The 20,681-nt window shown below is 65.1% G+C and carries 17 protein-coding genes and 1 pseudogene; 9 read left to right on the top strand and 9 right to left on the bottom strand.

The features are described from left to right. The first annotated feature begins 310 nt into the window (after positions 1 to 310). A complete protein-coding gene (locus ACWEFV_RS27855) occupies positions 311 to 2,413 on the top strand; it encodes a P-loop ATPase, Sll1717 family (protein WP_450072540.1) in 2,103 nt (700 codons plus the stop codon). 284 nt (positions 2,414 to 2,697) lie between these two features. Here ACWEFV_RS27855 and ligD read toward each other — a convergent pair whose 3' ends face one another. Both ligD and ACWEFV_RS27845 read right to left on the bottom strand, forming a co-directional pair. Then, a complete protein-coding gene (gene ligD, locus ACWEFV_RS27850) occupies positions 2,698 to 3,741 on the bottom strand; it encodes a non-homologous end-joining DNA ligase (RefSeq protein WP_450072539.1) in 1,044 nt (347 codons plus the stop codon). Position 3,742: 1 nt separating this feature from the next. Next, on the bottom strand, positions 3,743 to 4,801 hold the full coding sequence (locus tag ACWEFV_RS27845; protein ID WP_450072538.1) for an ATP-dependent DNA ligase: 1,059 nt from the start codon (positions 4,799 to 4,801) through the stop codon (positions 3,743 to 3,745). A gap of 230 nt (positions 4,802 to 5,031) precedes the next feature. Here ACWEFV_RS27845 and ACWEFV_RS27840 point away from each other — a divergent pair, with 230 nt between their 5' ends. Then, positions 5,032 to 6,105 (top strand): ATP-dependent DNA ligase, encoded by a 1,074-nt coding sequence (locus ACWEFV_RS27840; RefSeq protein WP_450072537.1) that lies wholly within the window; start codon positions 5,032 to 5,034, stop codon positions 6,103 to 6,105. On the opposite strand, the gene ACWEFV_RS27835 is transcribed toward ACWEFV_RS27840, so the two are convergent. The 3 genes and pseudogenes from ACWEFV_RS27835 to ACWEFV_RS27825 form a co-directional block, all read right to left on the bottom strand. Then, on the bottom strand, positions 6,102 to 6,956 hold the full coding sequence (locus ACWEFV_RS27835) for a hypothetical protein (protein WP_135459343.1): 855 nt from the start codon (positions 6,954 to 6,956) through the stop codon (positions 6,102 to 6,104). The two genes, ACWEFV_RS27840 and ACWEFV_RS27835, sit on opposite strands and share 4 nt — an antisense overlap. Positions 6,957 to 7,008: 52 nt before the next feature. Then, positions 7,009 to 7,152 (bottom strand): annotated as a pseudogene (locus ACWEFV_RS27830) (helix-turn-helix domain-containing protein); the annotation flags it as partial. Positions 7,153 to 7,382: 230 nt separating this feature from the next. Further along, the gene (locus ACWEFV_RS27825; RefSeq protein WP_450072536.1) at positions 7,383 to 8,684 is read right to left on the bottom strand and encodes a carboxylesterase family protein; all 1,302 of its coding nucleotides are present in this window, start codon (positions 8,682 to 8,684) and stop codon (positions 7,383 to 7,385) included. Between the two features lie 70 nt (positions 8,685 to 8,754). Here ACWEFV_RS27825 and ACWEFV_RS27820 point away from each other — a divergent pair, with 70 nt between their 5' ends. From ACWEFV_RS27820 to ACWEFV_RS27795, 6 genes are all read left to right on the top strand, one after another. Then, positions 8,755 to 9,927 carry a flavohemoglobin expression-modulating QEGLA motif protein gene (locus ACWEFV_RS27820; protein ID WP_450072535.1) on the top strand — a complete coding sequence of 391 codons (1,173 nt, stop codon included), beginning with the start codon at positions 8,755 to 8,757 and terminating at the stop codon, positions 9,925 to 9,927. Continuing rightward, a complete protein-coding gene (locus ACWEFV_RS27815) occupies positions 9,924 to 10,916 on the top strand; it encodes an ATP-grasp domain-containing protein (RefSeq protein ID WP_450072534.1) in 993 nt (330 codons plus the stop codon). Before ACWEFV_RS27820 ends, ACWEFV_RS27815 begins: the two co-directional genes overlap by 4 nt. A 51-nt stretch (positions 10,917 to 10,967) precedes the next feature. Further along, entirely contained in the window at positions 10,968 to 11,849 is an 882-nt protein-coding gene (gene gluQRS, locus ACWEFV_RS27810; RefSeq protein WP_450072533.1) for a tRNA glutamyl-Q(34) synthetase GluQRS, read from the top strand. 44 nt (positions 11,850 to 11,893) lie between these two features. After that, on the top strand, positions 11,894 to 13,366 hold the full coding sequence (locus ACWEFV_RS27805; protein WP_450072532.1) for an ABC transporter permease subunit: 1,473 nt from the start codon (positions 11,894 to 11,896) through the stop codon (positions 13,364 to 13,366). After that, positions 13,363 to 14,127, top strand: coding sequence for an amino acid ABC transporter ATP-binding protein (locus ACWEFV_RS27800; RefSeq protein ID WP_450072531.1), 765 nt, complete (start codon positions 13,363 to 13,365; stop codon positions 14,125 to 14,127). The genes ACWEFV_RS27805 and ACWEFV_RS27800 overlap by 4 nt, the downstream gene beginning before the upstream one ends. A gap of 123 nt (positions 14,128 to 14,250) precedes the next feature. Beyond that, a complete protein-coding gene (locus ACWEFV_RS27795) occupies positions 14,251 to 15,396 on the top strand; it encodes an MFS transporter (RefSeq protein WP_450072530.1) in 1,146 nt (381 codons plus the stop codon). Here ACWEFV_RS27795 and ACWEFV_RS27790 read toward each other — a convergent pair. From ACWEFV_RS27790 to tgt, 3 genes are all read right to left on the bottom strand, one after another. Further along, the gene (locus tag ACWEFV_RS27790) at positions 15,364 to 16,575 is read right to left on the bottom strand and encodes a saccharopine dehydrogenase C-terminal domain-containing protein (RefSeq protein ID WP_450072529.1); all 1,212 of its coding nucleotides are present in this window, start codon (positions 16,573 to 16,575) and stop codon (positions 15,364 to 15,366) included. The genes ACWEFV_RS27795 and ACWEFV_RS27790 overlap by 33 nt on opposite strands. Positions 16,576 to 16,651: 76 nt before the next feature. Beyond that, on the bottom strand, positions 16,652 to 17,884 hold the full coding sequence (locus ACWEFV_RS27785) for a cytochrome P450 (RefSeq protein ID WP_450072528.1): 1,233 nt from the start codon (positions 17,882 to 17,884) through the stop codon (positions 16,652 to 16,654). Between the two features lie 34 nt (positions 17,885 to 17,918). Then, positions 17,919 to 19,163, bottom strand: coding sequence for a tRNA guanosine(34) transglycosylase Tgt (gene tgt, locus ACWEFV_RS27780; RefSeq protein ID WP_450072527.1), 1,245 nt, complete (start codon positions 19,161 to 19,163; stop codon positions 17,919 to 17,921). Positions 19,164 to 19,229: 66 nt separating this feature from the next. Between tgt and ACWEFV_RS27775 the strand changes: the two genes are divergently transcribed. Next, positions 19,230 to 19,679 carry a lipoprotein LpqH gene (locus ACWEFV_RS27775; protein ID WP_135459352.1) on the top strand — a complete coding sequence of 150 codons (450 nt, stop codon included), beginning with the start codon at positions 19,230 to 19,232 and terminating at the stop codon, positions 19,677 to 19,679. Here the strand turns inward: ACWEFV_RS27775 and ACWEFV_RS27770 are convergent. After that, on the bottom strand, positions 19,666 to 20,589 hold the full coding sequence (locus ACWEFV_RS27770; protein WP_450072526.1) for a haloalkane dehalogenase: 924 nt from the start codon (positions 20,587 to 20,589) through the stop codon (positions 19,666 to 19,668). The two genes, ACWEFV_RS27775 and ACWEFV_RS27770, sit on opposite strands and share 14 nt — an antisense overlap. Positions 20,590 to 20,681: the final 92 nt, after the last annotated feature.

The following is a 20,681-nucleotide window of genomic DNA, read 5'->3' as shown; positions in this document are numbered from 1 at the left end:
CCGCGGCGGCTCGCCCGGCATCTTGGGATAGTTCGGTCACTTGAGCGTTGCACTGTACAGCAAGAATGCAGGTCGCCTACGCGCGTTGTGGGCAAGGTTATCTGCCCAGTCCTCAGCGACACGACACGCGACAAGTGCCTTCTGCAGGCATCCGTTCCCGGCGGGGCCCGCGCGTCCGGTACAGCATCGCGACCGTTTCAGACCCCGCTTCTCCTGGCCTCCCCTCCACTGCAGCGCATATCCACCGCAAGCGAATCCGCCACCGATTGAAATCGAGGCGAATAATCGGATTCTGAGATAAATTGCACGGATGGCGAAGAGGGCGCGATCGACAGACAGTAGAAGTCCTCGGCCGACATACTCTAGCAATACGGCCGGACCAGTTAACTTGCCTCGCAAGGCGTTGGACCGCATCCATCTTGGGCAATCATTCGCAGAGTACGACACCTATCTAACAAATCCCCAAGTGTACGTACAGACTGCCGCTCTGAAGGCTGCCTCCGATCACGACAACCCGCACTGTTTTTTCGTAGGCCGGCGAGGAACCGGAAAGACTGCAACTACACGCTATCTGCAAGACCGCGTGCAAAATCTGCGCCTAATCCGTCCGGAGATTTTCAGTCCGAGCAGTTTAACTCTACCGCTGCACGACTTCGCCGATGCGAACCAAAAGCCATTCCGTTCACTCATAGCCGCATTTAAGCGGGCCTTAGTAGACGAAATCCTGTTAGATCATTTTGGAAAGCCTTCGGAATCCCGCTCCATCCCTGATTTCGCCCGTAAAGAACGTGAGCGTTACGGCGACATGGATTTCGACATCCGCGTGCTTCACTTCATCGCCTCCTATACACGCGGTCTGCAGACCGAAGATGACATCGCATGGCTCACAGAAATGTCCGCAACGAAAAGCGCATTAAAGGCGGTGAATAATGCGCACATCCATAGCCCTTACACGATAGTTCTGGACGCCATCGACGACTTCTGGGATGGCAGCCAGCAGGCTGTCCTATACCTAACAGCATTAATGCACGCAGCACTCGAGGTGAACACACAGGCGGCAGCAGCCCGAGTCTTAATCTTCTTGCGCGAAAATATATTTGAGCGTGTCCGCGTTTTCGACAGCGAATTCTCACGGCTGGAAACTTGTGTCGTCGGGCTAGATTGGACACCCGCACAACTAGTGGAGATGATCGAGCGCAGGATAAACGCTCCCCTCAATAGTAAGCTCGCACTGGGGGGTACCACTTGGAACGCATTCTTCGAAGACGGCGATCACGCGAAGGAACTCATACTCGAATATTGCCAGCATCGACCTCGCGACGTGCTGACATATTGCACCCTGGCTCTTGACAACGCTCAAGGTAGCAAGCATTCCCAGGTGATGATCGAAGACCTGCAGGACGCTCGCCGGCGATTTTCGGACAGTAGGCTCAAAGACTTAAGCGATGAATATCAGGAAAACTATCCACAGATTGCGGTGGTACTCGAAAGCTTCTATGGCCTCGGCACCACATTTACGATCAATGCGATGGAGGACTTCCTCAATAAACTTCTGGACGATACTCAAGTCGTCTCTTCATGCAAAGAGTGGATTTACGAATACTCTACTGTCGATCGATTTACGCGCCTCCTCTACGACATCGGCTTCGCTGGCATTTTAGATAAGAAGTCCACACGACACAAAGCAGAGCCGATTTTCCGTTCACTGGGGCCGCGAGATACCACCCCCCCTCCGATTTCGATAGGCACAGAAGTCCGTATCCATCCGTCGTATTACGAGGCGCTCGATTTACAAGATGTGCTTGTCAGCAGTTTCACGGAAGGTCAGAAGCTACGTCGATCAGGAATGATCTTGGAGTTGCCTGGAGCACTCAATCCCGAAGAATACCGGGACAAGGTTAATGGATTGATCGAGACCCTTAAGTCGCTCCCACACGGGCGCGAAGGCGCGGACGCATTCGAAGATCTTGTCGGCGAAGTTCTTAGGCTCTGCTTCTACCGCCCCCTCTGTAATATAGAGGCTCAAGTCCGAGAAATTGATGGTACGATCCGGCGCGACTGGATGGCATCCAACCGGGCGAGCTTCGGATTTTGGGAAATGGCAAGGACGCGCTACAACGCCACGCAAGTAATCTTCGAATGCAAGAATTACTCAGAATTACAAGCCAGCGATTTTCAACAAGCCGCGTACTACCTGAACGACACAACTGGAAGATTCATTGTCATTGTGTTCAGGGGTGAACTGAAAAAGCATTATATGGAGCATATAAAGCGCACGGCCGGAAATAACGGAGTTATGCTGGTCCTGAATGAAAAGGACCTCAACGTCTTCCTGCGTCAAGCACGCAACGGAGTCACCAAGGACGACCACATACAGGATCGCTACGACCACACCGTTCGGGCAATCTCGTAGAAGCTGGCCTGGCGGAATCCCGAAGCGACGTGAGACATACGCCCTAGCTAGAGGGCCTGGCAATTGCACAATCGGCAAACGCTTGTCCGGCTCGTTCCAAGGAAAGAGGACGCTGGCAGTTCGAGGCGAGGCAGAGCGCGCCGGAGGGCGCACCCCAGGGGCGTCACTGTGCGGTCCGCCTTTCCTTCCACCCGAAGGGAGCGGTAGAAGCTACTCCGCACGATTCCAGCGTCTGAGGCACCGCCAGAAGTTATCGTGGGAGTGAGCATTGTGCTAGTCGGTCACTACTTGCGATTACCACTATCATCCCAGTTGGCCGCGACTTTCTTGCTCGGCTGCACCCGCGGCGGCTCACCCGGCATCTTGGGATAGTTCGGCGGGTACGGCAGATCCCCCAGGCCACGTTCCTCATCGGCGGCCACCAGGTCCAGCAGGGGCTGCAGCGACTGCTTCTTGTCGTCGATGCCGGCCCACGGATCAGCCCGTCCGGCAAGGAAATCCACTGCGGTGGTGATCGTGTAGTCGTCGGGGTCGGCGTCGCGCAGCTCATCCCACGACAACGGCATCGAGACCGTGGCGATCGGGGTCTTGCGGGCCGAATAGGCCGAGGCGAACGTGCGGTCGCGGGCGTTCTGGTTGTAGTCGATGAACAGCCGCTCGCCCCGCTCCTCCTTCCACCACGAGGTGGTCACCGCATCGGGGGCCCGGCGTTCCACCTCACGGGCCAGGGCGATCCCGGCCCGGCGCACCGCGATGAAGTCCCAGTCGGTCAAGATCGGCAGGAAGATGTGGACGCCGCGGCCGCCTGATGTTTTCGGATAGCCGACCAGGCCCAGTTCGTCGAGCAGCGGCTTGAGCACATCGCAGGCCACGCCGGCGGCCTCGGCGAACCCGGTGCCCGGCTGCGGATCCAGGTCGATGCGCAGCTCGTCGGGGTGCTCGGTGTCCGGGCACCGAACCTGCCAGGGGTGCAAAGTGATCGTGCCCATCTGCGCGGCCCACGCGATCGCGGCGGGGTGAGTCACCTTGAGGGCATCGGCGGTTCGGCCGGACGGGAAGGTGACGACGCAGGTCTCCAGGTAGTCGGGATGCTTCTGCGGGACCCGCTTCTGATAGATCTCCTCACCCTCGATGCCGTCAGGAAACCGTTGCAGATGCGTCGGCCGGTCCTTCAACAGCGCCACCATCCGGTCGGCGACGTGCAGGTAGTACTCCATCAGCTTGCCCTTGGTCCCGGCGGATCCGAGCTTCGGGTAATACACCTTGTCCGGGTTGGTGAACCGGACCTTGATCCCGTCGACATCGAGTTCGGTTGCCGGCGTTGCCATCTCAGCTGTCTCCCTCTAGGACGTCGTACAGGTCGTAGTTCAGCGGCACGTCGAGCTGGTCGAACGTGCAGCTCGCCGGTTCCCGGTCCGGGCGCCAGCGCAGGAACTTCACCGCGTGCCGGAAGCGTTGCCCGTGAACGGTGTTGCCTTCCATCTGGTCATAGGCCACCTCGCACACGCGCTCGGGGCGCACCGGAATCCAGCGCTTGTCGGCGGCCGAGTTCCAGCGGCTCGGGTCGCCCTCGCGGACTTCATCGCCCTCCCGCAGCGGCTCCAGGTCGGCCAGCAGCTTGACCCGGTCCTTCACACTGAACGAGGCTGCGCCACCAACCATCTGCAGCTCACCGTCGGCGCGGTAGAGACCGAGCAGGATCGAGCCGACGCCCTCGCCGCTCTTGTGGATGCGGTAACCGATCGCCACACAGTCGGCGTCGCGGTGGTGCTTGACCTTCACCATCTCCCGCTTGCCCGGCAGGTAGGGCCCGTCGAGCTTCTTGGCGATCACCCCGTCGAGCCCGGCCCCCTCGAAGGTCTGCAACCACTGAGCACCGAGTTCGGGATCGGTGGTGGTCCGCGTGACATGGCACCACTGCTTGGCGTTGACGGCGTCCATCAGCACCTCGCGGCGCACCCGGAAGGGCTCCTCGAGCAAGGCCCGGTCACCGGTGGCCAGGGCGTCGAATCCGATGAAGTGCGCGGGGGTCTGTTCGGCGAGCATCCGCACCCTCGACTCCGCCGGGTGGATGCGCTGCGACAACGACTCCCAGTCCAGGCGTACCCGGCCGTCGATCTCGCGGGGCACCACCACCTCGCCGTCGAGGACACAGCGGTCGGCGAGTTCGTCACGCAGCGCGTCGAGCAGTTCGGGGAAGTAGCGCCCGAGTTCCTTCCCGCTGCGGGACTGCAGCACCACCTCGTCGCCGTCACGGAAGGCCAGCGCGCGGAACCCGTCCCATTTCGGTTCGTAGGACCACACCCCGGCCTCATCGGGCACCTTTACCTGGGCTTTGGCGAGCATCGGTTCGATCGGCGGCACTACGGGTAGGTCCACGGGCTCCATCCTGGTTCATCGGGGTGTCATGGATCTAGACCGCCGCGCCGCCGCCAACTCATCGCACGGATCTGCGGAACAGTCCGGCGGCGGTTGGGACCAGTCACGCTCTGCTTGACGCATACCCGAAGGGGCCGCCTGAAACCCGGTACTCCCGCTCTTGCCTCGCGACTTGGCCGGACTGCGTAGCGCATACTGAATAGCCGCAAACTGAAAAGTTCACACCCAGATCCGGATCCATGCTGCTACCCGTGATGCCGCCCGTCTCGCCGATGCTGGCCAAGCCGGCAACGGTGATTCCCCCGGATGCGTCCTACGAACCCAAATGGGACGGGTTCCGCGCGCTGGTGTTCCGCGACGGTGACGAAGTCGAGCTGGGCAGCCGCAACGAGCGGCCGATGACCAGATACTTCCCCGAACTGGTCGAGGCAGCCAAAGCCGAACTGCCACCGCGGTGTGTCGTCGACGGCGAGATCGTCCTGCCCACCGACCGTGGCCTGGATTTCGAGGCCCTGCAACTGCGTCTGCACCCGGCGGCATCCCGAGTGCGCCTGCTGGCCGCACAGACACCGGCCTGCTTCATCGCCTTCGACCTGCTCGCCCTGGGTAACGACGACCTCACCGGGCGCCCGTTCATGCAACGCCGAGCCGCCCTTGTCGACGCGCTGGGTTCGGGTCCGTCCTTCCATGTCACCCCGGCCACCACCGATCTGCCGACCGCGCGGCGCTGGTTCGACGAATTCGAGGGAGCCGGGCTCGACGGGCTGATCGCCAAGCCGCTCACGCTCACCTACCAGCCGGACAAACGGGTCATGGTGAAGATCAAGCACCAGCGGACCGCCGACTGTGTGGTCGCCGGCTATCGGCTCCACAAGTCGGGCCCGGATGCGGTCGGATCGCTGCTGCTCGGGCTGTACACCGATGACGGTGAGCTGGCATCCGTCGGCGTCATCGGCGCCTTCCCGATGGAGCGACGCCGCGCCCTGTTCACCGAATTGCAGCCCCTGGTCACCGGTTTCGAGAACCACCCGTGGAACTGGGCCGCTCAGGTGGCCGCCGACCCGGATCTCGCGCGGCGATACGGCGGCGGCTCGCGCTGGAACGCCGGCAAGGACCTGTCCTTCGTGCCGCTACGACCCGCACGTGTGGTCGAGGTCCGCTACGACCACATGGAAGGCAGACGGTTCCGGCACACCGCCCAGTTCAACCGCTGGCGGCCCGACCGGGACCCGCGGTCGTGCACCTACGCCCAACTTGACCAGCCAGTCACCTTCCGGCTCAACGACATCGTCCCGGGCCTACTTCCCGACTAGTGGTGATCCGGTGGCTGCAGCCAGGTGGCGAGATTGCGGACGTAATCCTTGAACACCCCGAGAAGCGATGGATCGGACCTGATCTGCCAACCGGGCCGATCGGTGACGAACGACGGTGCCCCGCGGTCCAGGTCCCAGTTGTAATCGGCGAAATGGTGGAAGGTCGACTCCGCCACAGCCCGGCCCATCGGTCTGCCGTCGGGCGTGCGCTCACCGTCGAGCGCGACCGCGAGATTGAACCGCCTGCCGGTCGCGGCGCTGCGTCCCCGGGCCACCACCGTGGCGCACGGCACCCGGGCCGAGACCGAACCCTCATGGGGGTGAGCCGGGAACCACTCGATGCGGCCGCTGGCGGTCCGGGCCGTGCGCAGCAGCTGGTGCCCCGGCTCCTCGGCCAGCACCGGCTGATAGTCACCGTTGGAGCCCGAGTGATAGTTGGGCCACGAGATGTCCGGATTGTCCTGGTCGTCGCAGCGGGACACCGGGTCCACGCTGTCGTCGTGGAATTCGTTGACCTGCCCCAACGACCCCAGCCCCCGCAGGCAGCTGCCCAGGTCCTGATGATCGCGCGCGGTGAGCACCCCGCCGCCGAGCCCGCGGAACCGGCCGATCGCCGCACATTCGTCAGGCGTGAGTCCGTTGCCGACGTCGACGGCCAGCAGCCACAGCTGGTCGAACCCTAGCTCGTCGAGATTGCGGAGCACCGGATCCTGCGCAACGCCATCGGCCCGATTACGGGCAAGCACATCGTGCCCGTCCGCCCGTAACTCGGCGGCCAGCAGCGAGAAACGGCTGACGTCCCAATCGTCGGGATTCGCTGTGATCGTGGTTTGCAGCAGGATCGTCGCCATCCGATGAGCCTGGCTGCTCCGATGATGCTTCGGACCCTTGAAAACCCGTGGTTCAACCGGTCCAGGACACGGATCGCAGCTGCCTGCGTGACCGGACACCGAGCTTGACGAAGACGTTGCGCAAGTGCCATTCGACAGTGTGGGTGCTGATGAACAACTGCGCACCGATCTCCTGGTTGGTCAGCCCGTCACGGGCCGGATCGGCGGACAGGATCGAGCTCGGGGTCGGTGGCAACCGCCAACGTACGGTGCACTTCCCGGCGGTCGGCCGTGTCCGCCGCCCGGTAGGCAGCCGACCGGACCAGGGTTCGAAGTGCCGCGCATTCGCTGACGCGGCCACGCAGGGACGGGACTGCGCCCATAATCGCCGTCACACCACCGCGTCCGAATTTTGCCGGAACCCTACCAAGGGCTGTCTGTTCCGGCTCAGCCGAACCGCAACGACGGCGCGGGCAGTGATTCGACGCCATGATGAGCGAATTGCGTCCAGCGAGTGCGCATCTCGGTAGACAGCTGACTGTCGATTGTCCGCTGTGGGCCGAGCATCGGGGCGTCCGCCCAGGTCTGCGGTGAGCCGAACAGGAACGGCAACTCCATGCAATGGCAGGCGCCCAACGGGGCGTTGACCGGTGTCCAGTCGAATCGATAGGTGCCCACCCGGCCGCCGTGCGTCCGCCAGGCCTCGGCCAGTCGCTCAGCGGGGCTGGAGAACGCCTGTTTCGTGATCACCGCCGACCCCGCCCGCACGGCGAGACGCCCGAGGACCGGTACCCGGTTGAGCCTGGCCACCCGAGGGTCCATCGCCACGAACGGTGCGGCGTCGTCCTTGGTGTAGCCGATCAGCAGCTCGATGCGGCCCGCGGCGGCGGCGATGGCGGCGGGTACATCGGCGGGTGCCGGCAGCGGCCCCCGACCGAGCCGTGGTGCGAACGCAAGTCCACCAAGCAGGCCGTAACCCTGCGCGGCGGCGACCGCGGCGCCTTCCGCGGCGAGCAGTTGTTCGATGCTCGCCTCGACCGGATCGGCACCGGCGAGGGAGGTGGCCATCGCCGAGCCCATGGCATGGGCCATATCGTCACGCCCGTCGTCCAACTCCAGCGGGGCGCTCTGCAGGATCGCGCGGTGGAAGAGACCGATCGCGTCCTCACACAACATGAGCGACAGGACCGAATGCGCGCCGGCCGATTGACCGAACGCGGTGACATTGGTCGCGTCACCACCGAACGCCGCGATGTTGTCTTGCACCCAGCGCAGCGCCAGGATCTGATCGCGCAGTCCCAGGTTGTCCTCACCGGTCCCGGGTGGCGCCAGATAACCGAAGATGCCGAGCCGGTAGCTCACGTTGACCACGACCACGTTGCCGGCACGGGCCAGGGCACCGGGGTCGTACTTGGCCGACTCCCCGCTGCCCGCGACGTACGCACCGCCGTGAAACCACACCATGACCGGCAGCCGGTGCGCGTCGGCCGGGGCGGTGACGGTCAGCACGAGGCAGTTCTCGTTCGTCGTCAGGCCCGCGAGTGCGTCGCCCGCGACCCAGCTCAAACGCGACGGCCGTTGCGGGCAGGCCGGACCTGATTGCGTCGCGTCCCGAACCCCCGACCAGGCCGCGGGCGGCTCGGCGACCGCGAATCGCCTGACGGTGCCGTAGCGCACGCCCCGCGCGCGCACCAGCCCGTCTTGGTGTTCAACCTGGATCGTGCCGCCGGCGATTCTCCGCTCTGCCATTTCCTGAACGTTAGCGGGAACAGCTTCGAACACCGGATTGACCACGTCGCCAATTGGGTATCGATAGCAAGTGGGTCGAACTTCGCCCCTTTCGCAGGAAGCCCTGGACGTCGATGCACGTCTGACGGAGATCGATCGCGAGCTCAACCTCATGCTCAACGTCACTCCGATCAATGGAGCCGAGGCATGGCGGGGTTTCGCGCGCTCGGGGTTCGAGTCATTACCCGCCCTGCAGTCGAGACCGCTGGACTTCGACCCGGATCTGGTCAAGCGCGACCTCTACGACGTCGAGATCGAGCGAGTGGAGAACCCGGCACTCAACTCTCTCTTCCGTGGAAAACGCGACGAGATTGCCCGGCGGATCACCTTGCTCGAGGACCGCGGCACGTCGCGGTTCAGGTACGGCGCGCTGCAGCTCTACGGAGAACCGGACGACTCGCTGTGCACGACGGCTCGCTCATTGCTCGAGCTCATCGATCCGCCACCGATCACGTCGACCAGCGTCACCGCCACGGCATTCGCGGAGACGGCACGCGCGGAACTGGAGTCGGCCTATCCGCAGTTTCCCGTAGCGGTCGAAGTGCGGGACGACGTCGCCGATCTGATGGTGTCGTTCGGGAGGCTCTATATTCCTGCCACTGCCTCCTTCCGCGCGAACCGCGTAGAGCCACTGATCCAGCACGAGGTCGGGACCCACGTGCTCACCTATCGCAACGGCGAGGCGCAGCCCTTGGGTCTCCTGGCCGTCGGGCTCCCACTGTACGAGGAGACGCAGGAAGGCCTGGCGGTGCTGGCCGAGTACGTCGTAGGGGGGCTCGATCCCCGACGCATGCGCGTGCTCGCCGCGAGGGTCGTTGCCGCATCGATGATGCTGGCTCACGCGGAGTTCGTCGAGATCTTCAATCACCTGACCGACGCCCATGGCTTCGCACCCCGCACCGCGTGGTCGGTGACGAGCCGCGCAACATTCGGCGGAGGTTCGACGAAGGACATCATCTATCTGCGCGGTATCGAACGAGTCCTCGGGTACTTCGCCGAAGGACGCAGCATCGAGCCCCTTCTCGCCGGCAAGCTCTCGCTCGACCATGCGCCGCTCGTGGAGGAGTTGATTCAGCAAGGGGTTCTGGAACCGCCGCGGGCGCGCCCACGCTGGCTGTCCGCGCCCGGGGCGCAAGTGCGGCTCGAACGCATGCGCGGCGGCATGAGCCCCGCGGACCTACTCGAAATGGATGTGGCCGCATGAGGATTGCATTCCTGGTCAATCGCGCGGAGACCGAGGTCGACGAATACGCGACCACCCGCCTCGCGAAGGCGGCCGCCCTGATGGGCCACGAGGTCTGGTACGTCGGGCTGGGCGACGTCAGTATCGGCGAGCCCGACGGTCAGATCGGGGCGCACGCACGTCCCGGCATCGCCCGGGGTGAGGACACGCTGACCGCGTTCGTCGATCGCATGAAGGAGAGTTCGGCCGAGCGCATACGCATGAACGAGCTCGACGCCGTGTTTCTGAGGAACGACTCGGTCGAGGATCGGCAGGATCGGCCGTGGGCCAGCAGCTTGGGTTCCATGTTCGGTCAGCTGCTCGTGGCGCACGGCGTCACCGTGGTCAATGACCCCGCGGTGCTCATGCGTGCGGCGTTGAAGGTATACCTCGACGAGTTTCCGGCGCAGATCCGCCAGCGATCCCTGGTGACGCAAAACGTGGACGACGTCCGGACCTTCATCTCATCCGTGGGACGCTCCATCATCAAACCGCTGTGCGGCGCGCAGGGACGCAACGTGTTCATGATCGTCAGCGACGACGAGCCCAACTTGAACCAGATGATGGAGTCGGTGCTGGAAGACGGCTACATCTACGCCCAGGGATACGTCGAGGGCGCCGAGGACGGCGACATGCGGATCTTCCTGCTCGACGGAGAGCTCATCGAGGTCGACGGACATCCCGCCGCTTTCCGGCGGGTGCCGGAGGGGAACGACCCGCGAGCCAACATCTGCAAGGGCGGCACAGTTCAACCCGAAGAGGTCACCGAGAAGCAGCGCGCGGTGATCGAGGCGATGCGCGACAAACTCGCGCAAGATGGGATGTTCTTCGTCGGCATCGACATGATCGGCGACAAAGTCATCGAGATCAACGCCGAGAGTCCGGGCGGTCTGCAGGCGATGGAGCATCTGTACGGAGTCGACATCTGCCCGGTCGTGATCGAAGCGCTGGAGCGTCGGAGTAGTGCGTGAGTGGCGAAGGGCGACATCGGCCCTGGGAGCGCGATTAGCTAGATTGCGGGCGTGAGCCTCACCCCCGCCGGGCGGTTCGCGCCGAGCCCGTCGGCCGACCTGCACATCGGCAACCTGCGCACCGCGATGCTGGCCTGGTTGTTCGCCCGGTCCACCGGGCGGCGGTTCCTGCTGCGGGTCGAGGACCTCGATGACCGCACGTTCGCCGAGATCGGTACGCGGCAAGTGGCCGACCTGGCCGCGATCGGGCTGACGTGGGATGAGCCGGTGGAATGGCAGACGGGTCACCAGGACCGCTACGACGCCGTGATCGAGCAGTTGCGGGCGGGCGGACTGCTGTACGAATGCTATTGCAGCCGAAGGGATATCGCCCAGGCGCCGCGCGCACCACATGCCCCGGAAGGCGCGTACCCGGGCACCTGCCGGGACCTGACCGACACCGAACGCGCACAGCGCCGCGCCGAAACCGATCGCCCACCTGCGCTACGGCTACGCACCGACACGTTCGTCGGCACCGTCACCGACCTGCTGCACGGCAGCTACACCGGGATCATCGACGACTTCGTGGTACGCCGCGGTGACGGCGTGCCCGCCTACAACCTGGCCGTGGTGGTCGATGACGCGGCGAGCGGCGTCGACCAGGTGGTGCGGGGCGACGACCTGTTGAGCTCGTCCCCGCGCCAGGCGTACCTGGCCCGGCTGCTGGACTACCCCGAGCCGACGTATGCGCACGTGCCGCTGGTGCTCAACGAGGACGGCGCCCGGCTGGCCAAACGCGACGGCGCGGTCACCCTGGCCGAGATCGGGATCGAGCGGGCATTGGAGCAGATCAGCGCATCGCTGGGCTGGCCGGCCCTGGGCCTCGACGGCATGCTCGACCGATTCGACCCGGCCGCTCTGCCGCGGCATCCGTGGATATATCAGCCGGGCTGAGCAGAAACCTGCAGAACCTCCCGCACCCCTGTTAGCGTCCGGCGGTGCGCTCCCGACGAATTCCACTGCTGGGACTCCTGCTGATCTTCGCGACACTGATCGCCGCGTGTGGACCGAAGGCACCAGAGGCCGGCGGACCGTTGCAGGCCGGCGTGCTGCGGGTCGGCACCGAGGGGGTGTACGCACCGTTCAGCTATCACGACCCCGCCTCCGGCCAACTCGTCGGATACGACGTCGACGTCGCCCGCGCAGTCGCCGACAAACTCGGAGTCAGAGTCGAATTCGTCGAGACACCATGGGACTCGATCTTCGCCGCGCTCGAGGCCAACCGCTTCGACGTGGTCGCCAACGAGGTCACCATCAATGATGAGCGCAAGGCGAAATATGACCTGTCCGAACCGTATTCGGTGGGCGAGGGAGTCATCGTCACCCGCGCCGACGACGATTCGATCAAGACCCTCACCGATCTGAAAGGCAAGGTCGCCGCCGAGAACGCGACCAGCAACTGGTCGGAGATCGCCCGCAAGGCCGGGGCCCGGGTGGAAGCGGTCGAAGGATTCACCCAGGCCATCAAGCTCCTCAACCAGGGCCGGGTCGACGTCGTGGTCAACGACAGCATCGCCGTCTACGCCTACCTCGCCGAGACCGGCGACAAGTCGGTCAAGATCGCCGGGAACGTCGGGGCGAAGAGCGAACAGGGCTTCGCCGCCCGAAAGAACAGTGGGCTGTTGCCCGACCTCGACAAGGCCCTGGACGAGCTGCGCGCCGACGGTACGTTGGCCGCGATCTCACAGAAGTACCTCAAGGCCGACGCCTCCGGCACACCCACGGGATCCCAGGAGCTCAAGCAGCCGAAGTCGACGTGGGAGCTGATCCTGGACAGCCTCGGCCCGCTGGCCAAGGCCGCGATCACCATGACGATCCCGCTCACAATCGTCAGCTTCATCATCGGCCTGGTGATCGCCCTGGCAGTCGCGCTGGCCCGGTTGTCGTCGAACCGGGTGCTGAGCAACATCGCCCGGTTCTACATCTCGATCATCCGCGGGACACCGCTCCTGGTGCAGCTGTTCATCGTGTTCTTCGCGCTGCCCGAGTTCGGGGTGAAGATCGATCCGTTCCCGGCCGCGGTGATCGCGTTCAGCCTCAACGTCGGCGGCTACGCCGCCGAGATCATCCGCTCGGCGATCCAGAGCATCCCGAAGGGACAGTGGGAGGCGGCCGAGACGATCGGGCTGAACTACACCGGCACGCTGCGGCGCATCATCCTGCCGCAGGCCGCCCGGGTGGCGGTACCGCCGCTGTCGAACACCTTGATCTCCCTGGTCAAAGACACGTCGCTGGCTTCGACCATCCTGGTGACCGAACTGCTGCGCCAAGCCCAGATCATCGCGGCGCCGACATTCGAGTTCTTCGCCCTCTACGGCACGGCCGCGATCTACTACTGGGTGATCTGCCTGGTGCTGTCGTTCGGCCAGAGTCGCCTGGAACGCCGACTGGAAAGGCACATTGCGCGATGACCACAGAACGCGACGACCGGATCGTCGCCACCGATGTGCACAAGGCGTTCGGCGACTTCCAGGTGCTCAAGGGCGTGTCGTTCAGGGTGCCGCGGGGCACCGCGACCACCGTGATCGGCCCGTCGGGTTCCGGCAAGACCACGCTGTTGCGCACGCTGAACGCCCTCGATGTGGCCGACTCCGGGGTGATCCGGGTCGGTGACACCGAAATCGACTTCGCCAAGCCGGTTCCCAAGGAACAGCTGCGCGGCTACCGGGCGCAGAGCGGCTTTGTGTTCCAGTCCCACAACCTGTTCCCGCACAAGACGGTGCTGCAGAACGTCACCGAGGGCCCGCTGGTGGTGCAGAAGCGCCCGCGTGACGAGGTGGTGGCCGAGGCCACCGAGCTACTGGGGCAGGTGGGCCTGGCCGACCAGCAGGACAAGTATCCGTATCAGCTCTCGGGCGGCCAGCAGCAGCGCGTCGGAATCGCTCGGGCACTGGCGCTGAAACCCAAAGTGGTGCTGTTCGACGAGCCGACATCGGCGCTCGATCCGGAACTGGTCGGCGAGGTGCTCGCGGTGATCCGCGACCTGGCCGTCGAAGGCTGGACGCTGGTGATCGTGACGCACGAAATCCAGTTCGCCAGACAGGTTTCCGATCAGGTGCTGTTCACCGATCGCGGGGTGATCCTGGAGCAGGGTCCGCCCGCCGCGGTGATCGGCGACCCGAAAGAAGAGCGCACCCGCCAGTTCCTGCAGCGGATCCTGAACCCGCTCTAGCGGCCTGTTCGGCCACTCTCCCACACCGCGTGGTCCGATTTCCGCCAGCACCCCGGCGCGCGTGCTCATACCGTCACCGACATGACACCGCAGGCCGAAATACACCGAACCACCGTGTGGTTCATGACGATTGCCGCAGCGCTCGGCACCGCCGCCATCTACCCACTGCAACCGGCGATATCCGATGTCGCTGACAGCCTTGACATCTCGGTCGCCCAGGTCGGGATCGCCCTGGCGTGCGGTCCGGTCGGCTACTTGTTGGGGCTCGCGATGCTGGTGCCGCTCGTCGACCGGTTTCCGCCGAAATACATACTCGCAGCGCAGTTCGGCGCCTTGGCCGCGGCGTTGGCCGCCAACGCCGCAGCCGGTGCCGTGTGGATCCTTGGGCTCACGGTCGGGGTGATCGGTGCCTGCTCCACCGTCGGTGCGCAGTTGAGTTCGATCACCGCGCGCTTCGTCCCGGACGGCCGTCGGGCCACCGCGCTGGGCATTGTGACAGCGGGCATCTCGGCCGGGATCATCGGCGGCCGCATCGCCGGTGGGTGGCTGACCGACGTGTTGGGATGGCGGGGCGGCTTGGTCGTGTTCGCACTCGCGTGCGTCGTCGCCGCACTCGTCACATTGCGGACCCTGCCCGCCACCGCCGGTTCCGCCACGAGCGGCTACCTGGCGACGCTTCGCAGCCTGCCGGGCCTGTACCTGCGATTCCCGACGTTGCGCATCGCCGCGGTACGCGGCGCGCTCTGGTTTTTCGCATTCTGCGCGGTGTGGGCCGGCCTGGCCGTCGCGCTGGCTCAGCCGCCGTACTCATACTCAGCCGAGCGGATCGGCCTGTACGCCCTCGCCGGTCTATTGGGCATTGTCGCCACGCGCATCGCCGGGGTGTGGACCGACCGTGTGGGCGCACGACGAGTCATGATGGTCGGGTTGCTCATCGCCGCCTTCGGCGCGATCGCCCTCGGCGGGTGCCTGTCGAACCCGGTGGCCACCCTCGTCTGCCTGGCCGTGTTCGATGCCGGGCTGTTCGCCGCTCAAGTGGCCAATCAGAGCACGGTTCTGGCCATCGACCCGGCCGCGCCGGCACGGTTCAACAGCGCTTACATGGTGGTGTACTTCGTGGGCGGCAGCCTGGGTACCGCATTCGGCGCCGCCGCCGTCGGGTGGCTGGGCTGGCCGGTGACCGCGGCCGTCACCGCTGCGGCGATCGTGCTCGCGATACTGCTGACCGCCACCGGGCTACGGCGCGAGCTCCTTGAGGCCCCACGGTGAGCCGTAGTCCTTCAACAGATCCAGGAACGGCACCGCGTCGAACGCCTCCGGGCCCAGCACGCCGGCGCCGCTCCAGGTTCCGTTGGCCAGGAGTTCCAGCGCCACAACGGGATTGATCGCGGTCTGCCACACCACGCACTGATGCCCGTACTCGGCCATCGACCATTGGTTGTCGACGACGTGGTACAGGTACGTCGAGCGCGGGTTACCGTCCTTCCCGGTGCCCGTCACCCACAGCCCCGCACAGGTCTTGCCGTGCATCTGCGGGCCGAGCGTCGCCGGGTTGGGCAGGCAGGCCGCGACCACGTCGCGGGGACTGACCTGGACGGGGCCGACCGTGACATTGTCGGTGCGGTCGAGCCCCACCTTGTGCAGAGCCTTGAGCACATCGATGAACTCGGTGCCGAGGCCGTACTTGAACGTGGCGCGCTTGCAGTCCACCCATCGTGGCATCAACAGCACTTCCTCGTGCTCGACGTTGACGCATTCGACCGCGCCGATGCCTTCGGGAAAGTCGAAAACCTCTGGCTCACTGAATGGTTCGGTGACGAACCAGCCGCGGTCGGCCTCCCAGATCACCGGCGGGTTCAGGCATTCCTCGATCGTGGTCCAGATCGAGAACGACGGCGCGAAGTCGTAACCGTCGACGGTGAGGTTGGACCCGTCGCGGGTGCCGAGCTCGTCGATCTCGGAGAACAAATGATCGGCGGCGTAGCGCGCGAAGACATCGGAGAGCCCGGGTTCCACACCGATGCCGACCAGGGCCAGCCTGCCCGCGGCCTGCCAGTCGTCGGCAACCGCGAACTGTTCGTCACCGAGCTTGACCCCGGTGAGCTCGTAGGGCCTGTCGGGATGACGATGCGACAGGCTCATCGCCATGTCGAGGTAGTCGGCGCCACCGGCCAGGGCACCGTTGAAGATCGGCATCACGAACCGGGGATCGACGGCGTTCATCACGTGGGTGATGTTGTGTTGCCGGACCAGTGCGGCGACGGCCTCGGCCGAGCTCGCGTCCACCTGGGCGGCGCTGAACCGCGGGTCGCCGACCTCGTCGACCGCCGTGGCGGCCCGGGCCTCGTCGTAATCGCACACCACTATCTGCTCGAAGAAGCCGCGCCGGGCCGCGATCGCACAGAACGCGGCACCCACGCCGCCGGCACCGACCAAGAGGATCCGCATGCCGAAGAACCGTACCTACAGATTGCGGTTTTCGTCAGTGTTGGACGATTTCTTCGATGAATCCGTGGCAGATCGTCTAAATCTCCACGGATAACGTCGACATCCCTCGCAAGGTCAGGTTCGCCTTGTACACCGGGTCGGCAGCCAGGCGGGCCTGCGGGAACCGCGCGGTGACCGCCGACAGCGCCACCGACGCCTCCAACCGGGCCAGCGGTGCGCCCAGGCAGAAATGCGGGCCCTTGCCGAACCCAATGTGCCGGATGTTCTCGCGGTCCGGATCGAACTCGCCGGGCCGCTCACTGGCCGCCGGGTCACGGTGCGCGGCGGCCAGCAACAGCAGCATGGTGTCGCCGGCCGGGATCGTGATGTCACCAATTGTCATGTCATCACCGGCAATTCGGCCCACCAGTTGCACCGGCGGGTCGTACCGCATGGTCTCTTCGATGATCGCGGCCACCCGCGAGGCGTCCGCCCCGAGCGCGGCCCACTGGGCCGGATGGCGCAGCATCGCCAGCGTCGCGTTGGCGATCAGGTTGACCGTCGTCTCGTGTCCGGCGACGAGCAGCAGATTGCACGTCGCGACGATCTCGTCCTCGGTGAGCTGGTCCCCCGATTCCTCGACCGCGATCAGCCCGGACATCAGGTCCTCACCGGGAACACTGCGGCGGGCATCGATGAGCTCGCGCAGATAGTCGCCCAGCCATATCCCGGCCTTCATCTGCTCATCGAACAGATCCGAGGTATGACCGGTCAGGGCCAGGAACGGGTCCAGCGAGGCGGCCAGCAATCCCGAGGCGTGACTGAATTTCGGCTCGTCCTCGACGGGCACGCCGAGCAGGCGGCAGATCACCGCCACCGGCAGCGGGTAGGCCAGGTCGTCGATGGCGTCAAAACTCCCCCGCCTCTCGACGCCGTCGAGCAGGCCGTTCACCAGGTCGGTGATGTCGGGTTCGAGGGCCTTGACCACCTTCGGCACGAAGGCCTTGCTGACCAGCTTGCGCAGTCGAGTGTGATCGGGAGGGTCGAGGAACAGGAAATTCGTCGCGCCGCTGGGACGCGGCCCAGGCTGGGACTCGAGCTGCCGCTGGGCGATGGTGGAGTTGGTCCGGTCGCTGCGCGACGCCGGGTGTCGCAGCACCTCGTCACAGTCGGCGAACGACGTAAACACCGTGAGGTTGGACTCGGGTAGGTGCAGGGGTCCGAGCTCACGGATCCGGTTGTACGTCGGGTAAGGATCGGCCCGGCAGGCCGGGTCGAGCAGCTGCATCAGCAGGGCCTGCGGGGCTTGATCGTCGGTGACGGTCACCATCTACTTATTGTGCACGCGTAGAAGAAGCCGCAGTTCAACTAATGGGCACCCCGTAGTACCGCCCCAGCACGTGCGCCCGCAGCTCATCGAACTCACCGGCCACGATCGACGCCCGGATCTGGTCGACCAGCCGGATCACGAACCGCTCGTTGTGGATCGTGCACAGCGTCGCCGACAGCATCTCCTTGGCCTTGAACAGATGCCGGATGTAGGCGCGTGAATAGTTGGCGCAGGTGTAGCAATCGCATTCGGCGTCGATCGGGGTGAAGTCCCGCTTGTACCGGGCCCCGGTGATGTTGAACCGCCCCGTCGCCGAGTACACCGCCGCATTGCGCGCCACCCGCGACGGCGATACGCAGTCGAAGGTGTCGGCTCCGGCGGCCACCGCATCGAACAGGTCATCGGGCTCGCTGATCCCGAGCAGGTGGCGCGGCTTGTCCGCGGGCAGCTCACTGCTGACCCAGCCGACGATGGTCGCCAGATTCTGCTTCTCCAGCGCGCCGCCGATGCCGTAGCCGTCAAAGCTCAGCCCCTCGGCGGGCCCGGCCTCCTGCCCGATCGAGGCCAGCCCGCTCGCGGCCTGCCTGCGCAGATCCTCGTACTGGGCGCCCTGCACCACGCCGAACAGCGCCTGCCGCGGCCGCTCCGGCGACAGCCCCTGCAGCCGGTGATGCTCGACCAGACACCGCACCGCCCACTCATGGGTGCGCTGTACCGAGCTTTCCTGGTAGGCGCGGGTGTTGACCAGGGTGGTGAGCTCGTCGAACGCGAAGATGATGTCGGCGCCGAGCTTGTTCTGGATGCCGATCGACACCTCCGGGGTGAACCGGTGTTTCGAGCCGTCCAGATGCGAGCGGAACGTGACGCCGTCGTCGTCCACGACGGCCAGCCGTTCTTTGCCCTTGGCGATGATGTCGTCTTTCTGCAGCCGCTCGGTGTCCATGGCCAGGACCTTCTTGAACCCGACACCCAGCGACATCACCTGGAAGCCGCCGCTGTCGGTGAAGGTCGGGCCGGGCCAGTTCATGAACGCCCCCAGCCCGCCGGCCTCGGCCACGACGTCCGGGCCCGGCTGCAGGTACAGGTGATAGGCATTGGCCAGGACCGCTTGAGCACCAAGCTGTTTCATGGTCTCGGGAAGAACCGATTTCACGGTGGCCGCAGTGCCGACCGCGATGAACGCCGGAGTCTGGATATCGCCGTGCGGAGTGTGAATGGTCCCGACCCGACCGAGTCGGCCGGGCAACTCGGCCTCCACGGTGAAATACGGCTGGTCCACACCAGGTATTCAACCGGATGCTCGTCCGATTTCCGTCACGGGGGCGGACGCGACCATACTGCGGACGTGAATTTGGTCATGCGCCGCCCCATTGTCATTGCCACCGGATTTGCTGTGTGTCTGGCTGCCGTCGCCGGATGTTCGTCGCAGGAGTCGGGTTCTTCAGGTAAGTCCGGCCAGGGCCGGGTCACCTTCGGTCCCAACGACGCAGGCCCGGTCACCAGTGTCAGCTGCGAGACCAAGGACGGCCTGACCACGATCAGCATCGAGGGCAAGATGCCGGCCTCCATCGCGCTGACCGACGGTGAGGCCCCGGTGGTGCAGTCGGTGAACATCGGTGACGTGAACGGCGAGGGTTCGTCGCTGACCTATCTCTCCGGCCTGTCGGGTGCCCCGGTGGTGGCGGCGCGCGACGGCAAGGGCTACACCATCACAGGCACCGGCATGGGCATCGATCCCAACGAACCGAGCTCGCCGGTGGACATGCCGTTCGACATCGCGGTCACCTGCCCGTAGGTGAACGGCCGGCCAGGAACTCGACGATCGCCTCAGCGAGTTCCTCGCCGGCATCCTCCTGCAGGAAATGACCAGCATCGCGGATCACCGGATGGTCGATCCCCTGCGCGCCGCGCATCTCCCGCTTGAAGATGGGCGCCATGCCGCCGGTGATCGGATCACCATCACTGAACGCCACCAGCATCGGAGTCTGGCTGGCCGACAACACCTTCCATGCCGACCGGTTGGCGGCCGAGGCCGGATCGTCGGGCGAGGTGGGCACCAGGCCGGGCATCGCCCGCGGGCCCGCGCAGTAGGAGTCGTCGGGGAACGGCGCGTCGTAGGGCGCACGGACCTCATCGCTGACCGGGCGCCGACAGCCTGCCGCCACGAACCGCCCGACGTCGATCGTGGGCAAGTTCTGGATCGCGGTGCGGAACTGCCACCAGATTTCGGGCATCGGGATGTCGCCGGTGGGCAGCCCGGTGTTGGCGACAACGATGTTGGAGAACCGGTCGGGGTGTTCAGCAGCCAACCGCAGCCCGATCAGGCCACCCCAGTCCTGACAGACCAGGGTCACCCGCCGCAGGTCCAGCACGTCGAAGACCAGCGCCCGCATCCACTCGACATGGCGCGCGTAACTGTGGTCCTCGATGCGGGTGGGTTTGTCCGAGCGGCCGAAGCCGACCAGGTCTGGGCAGACGACCCGATGCCCCGCCCCGGCCAGTACCGGAATCATCCGACGGTAGAGAAACGACCACGATGGTTCCCCATGCAACAACAGGACCGGATCGGCATCGGGTGGGCCGTCCTGGACCCAGGCCACCCGCAGATGACCGCCATCCGCGTCATCGACATCGGAATACTCTGGCAGGTAAGCAAATTCAGGCAGATCGCAGAAACGGTCTTCCGGTGTGCGCAACGTCTGCATGACGCTGAACTTACGACCGCCCCGTCCCCATGGCGAACAATTCGCTCAAACCCACGCCCACGACCTGCACAAACTCCATACTTCTGCCTGAC

This window comes from Mycobacterium sp. NPDC004974 (assembly GCF_053600815.1).
This window is presented reverse-complemented; position numbering and strand designations above follow the sequence as displayed.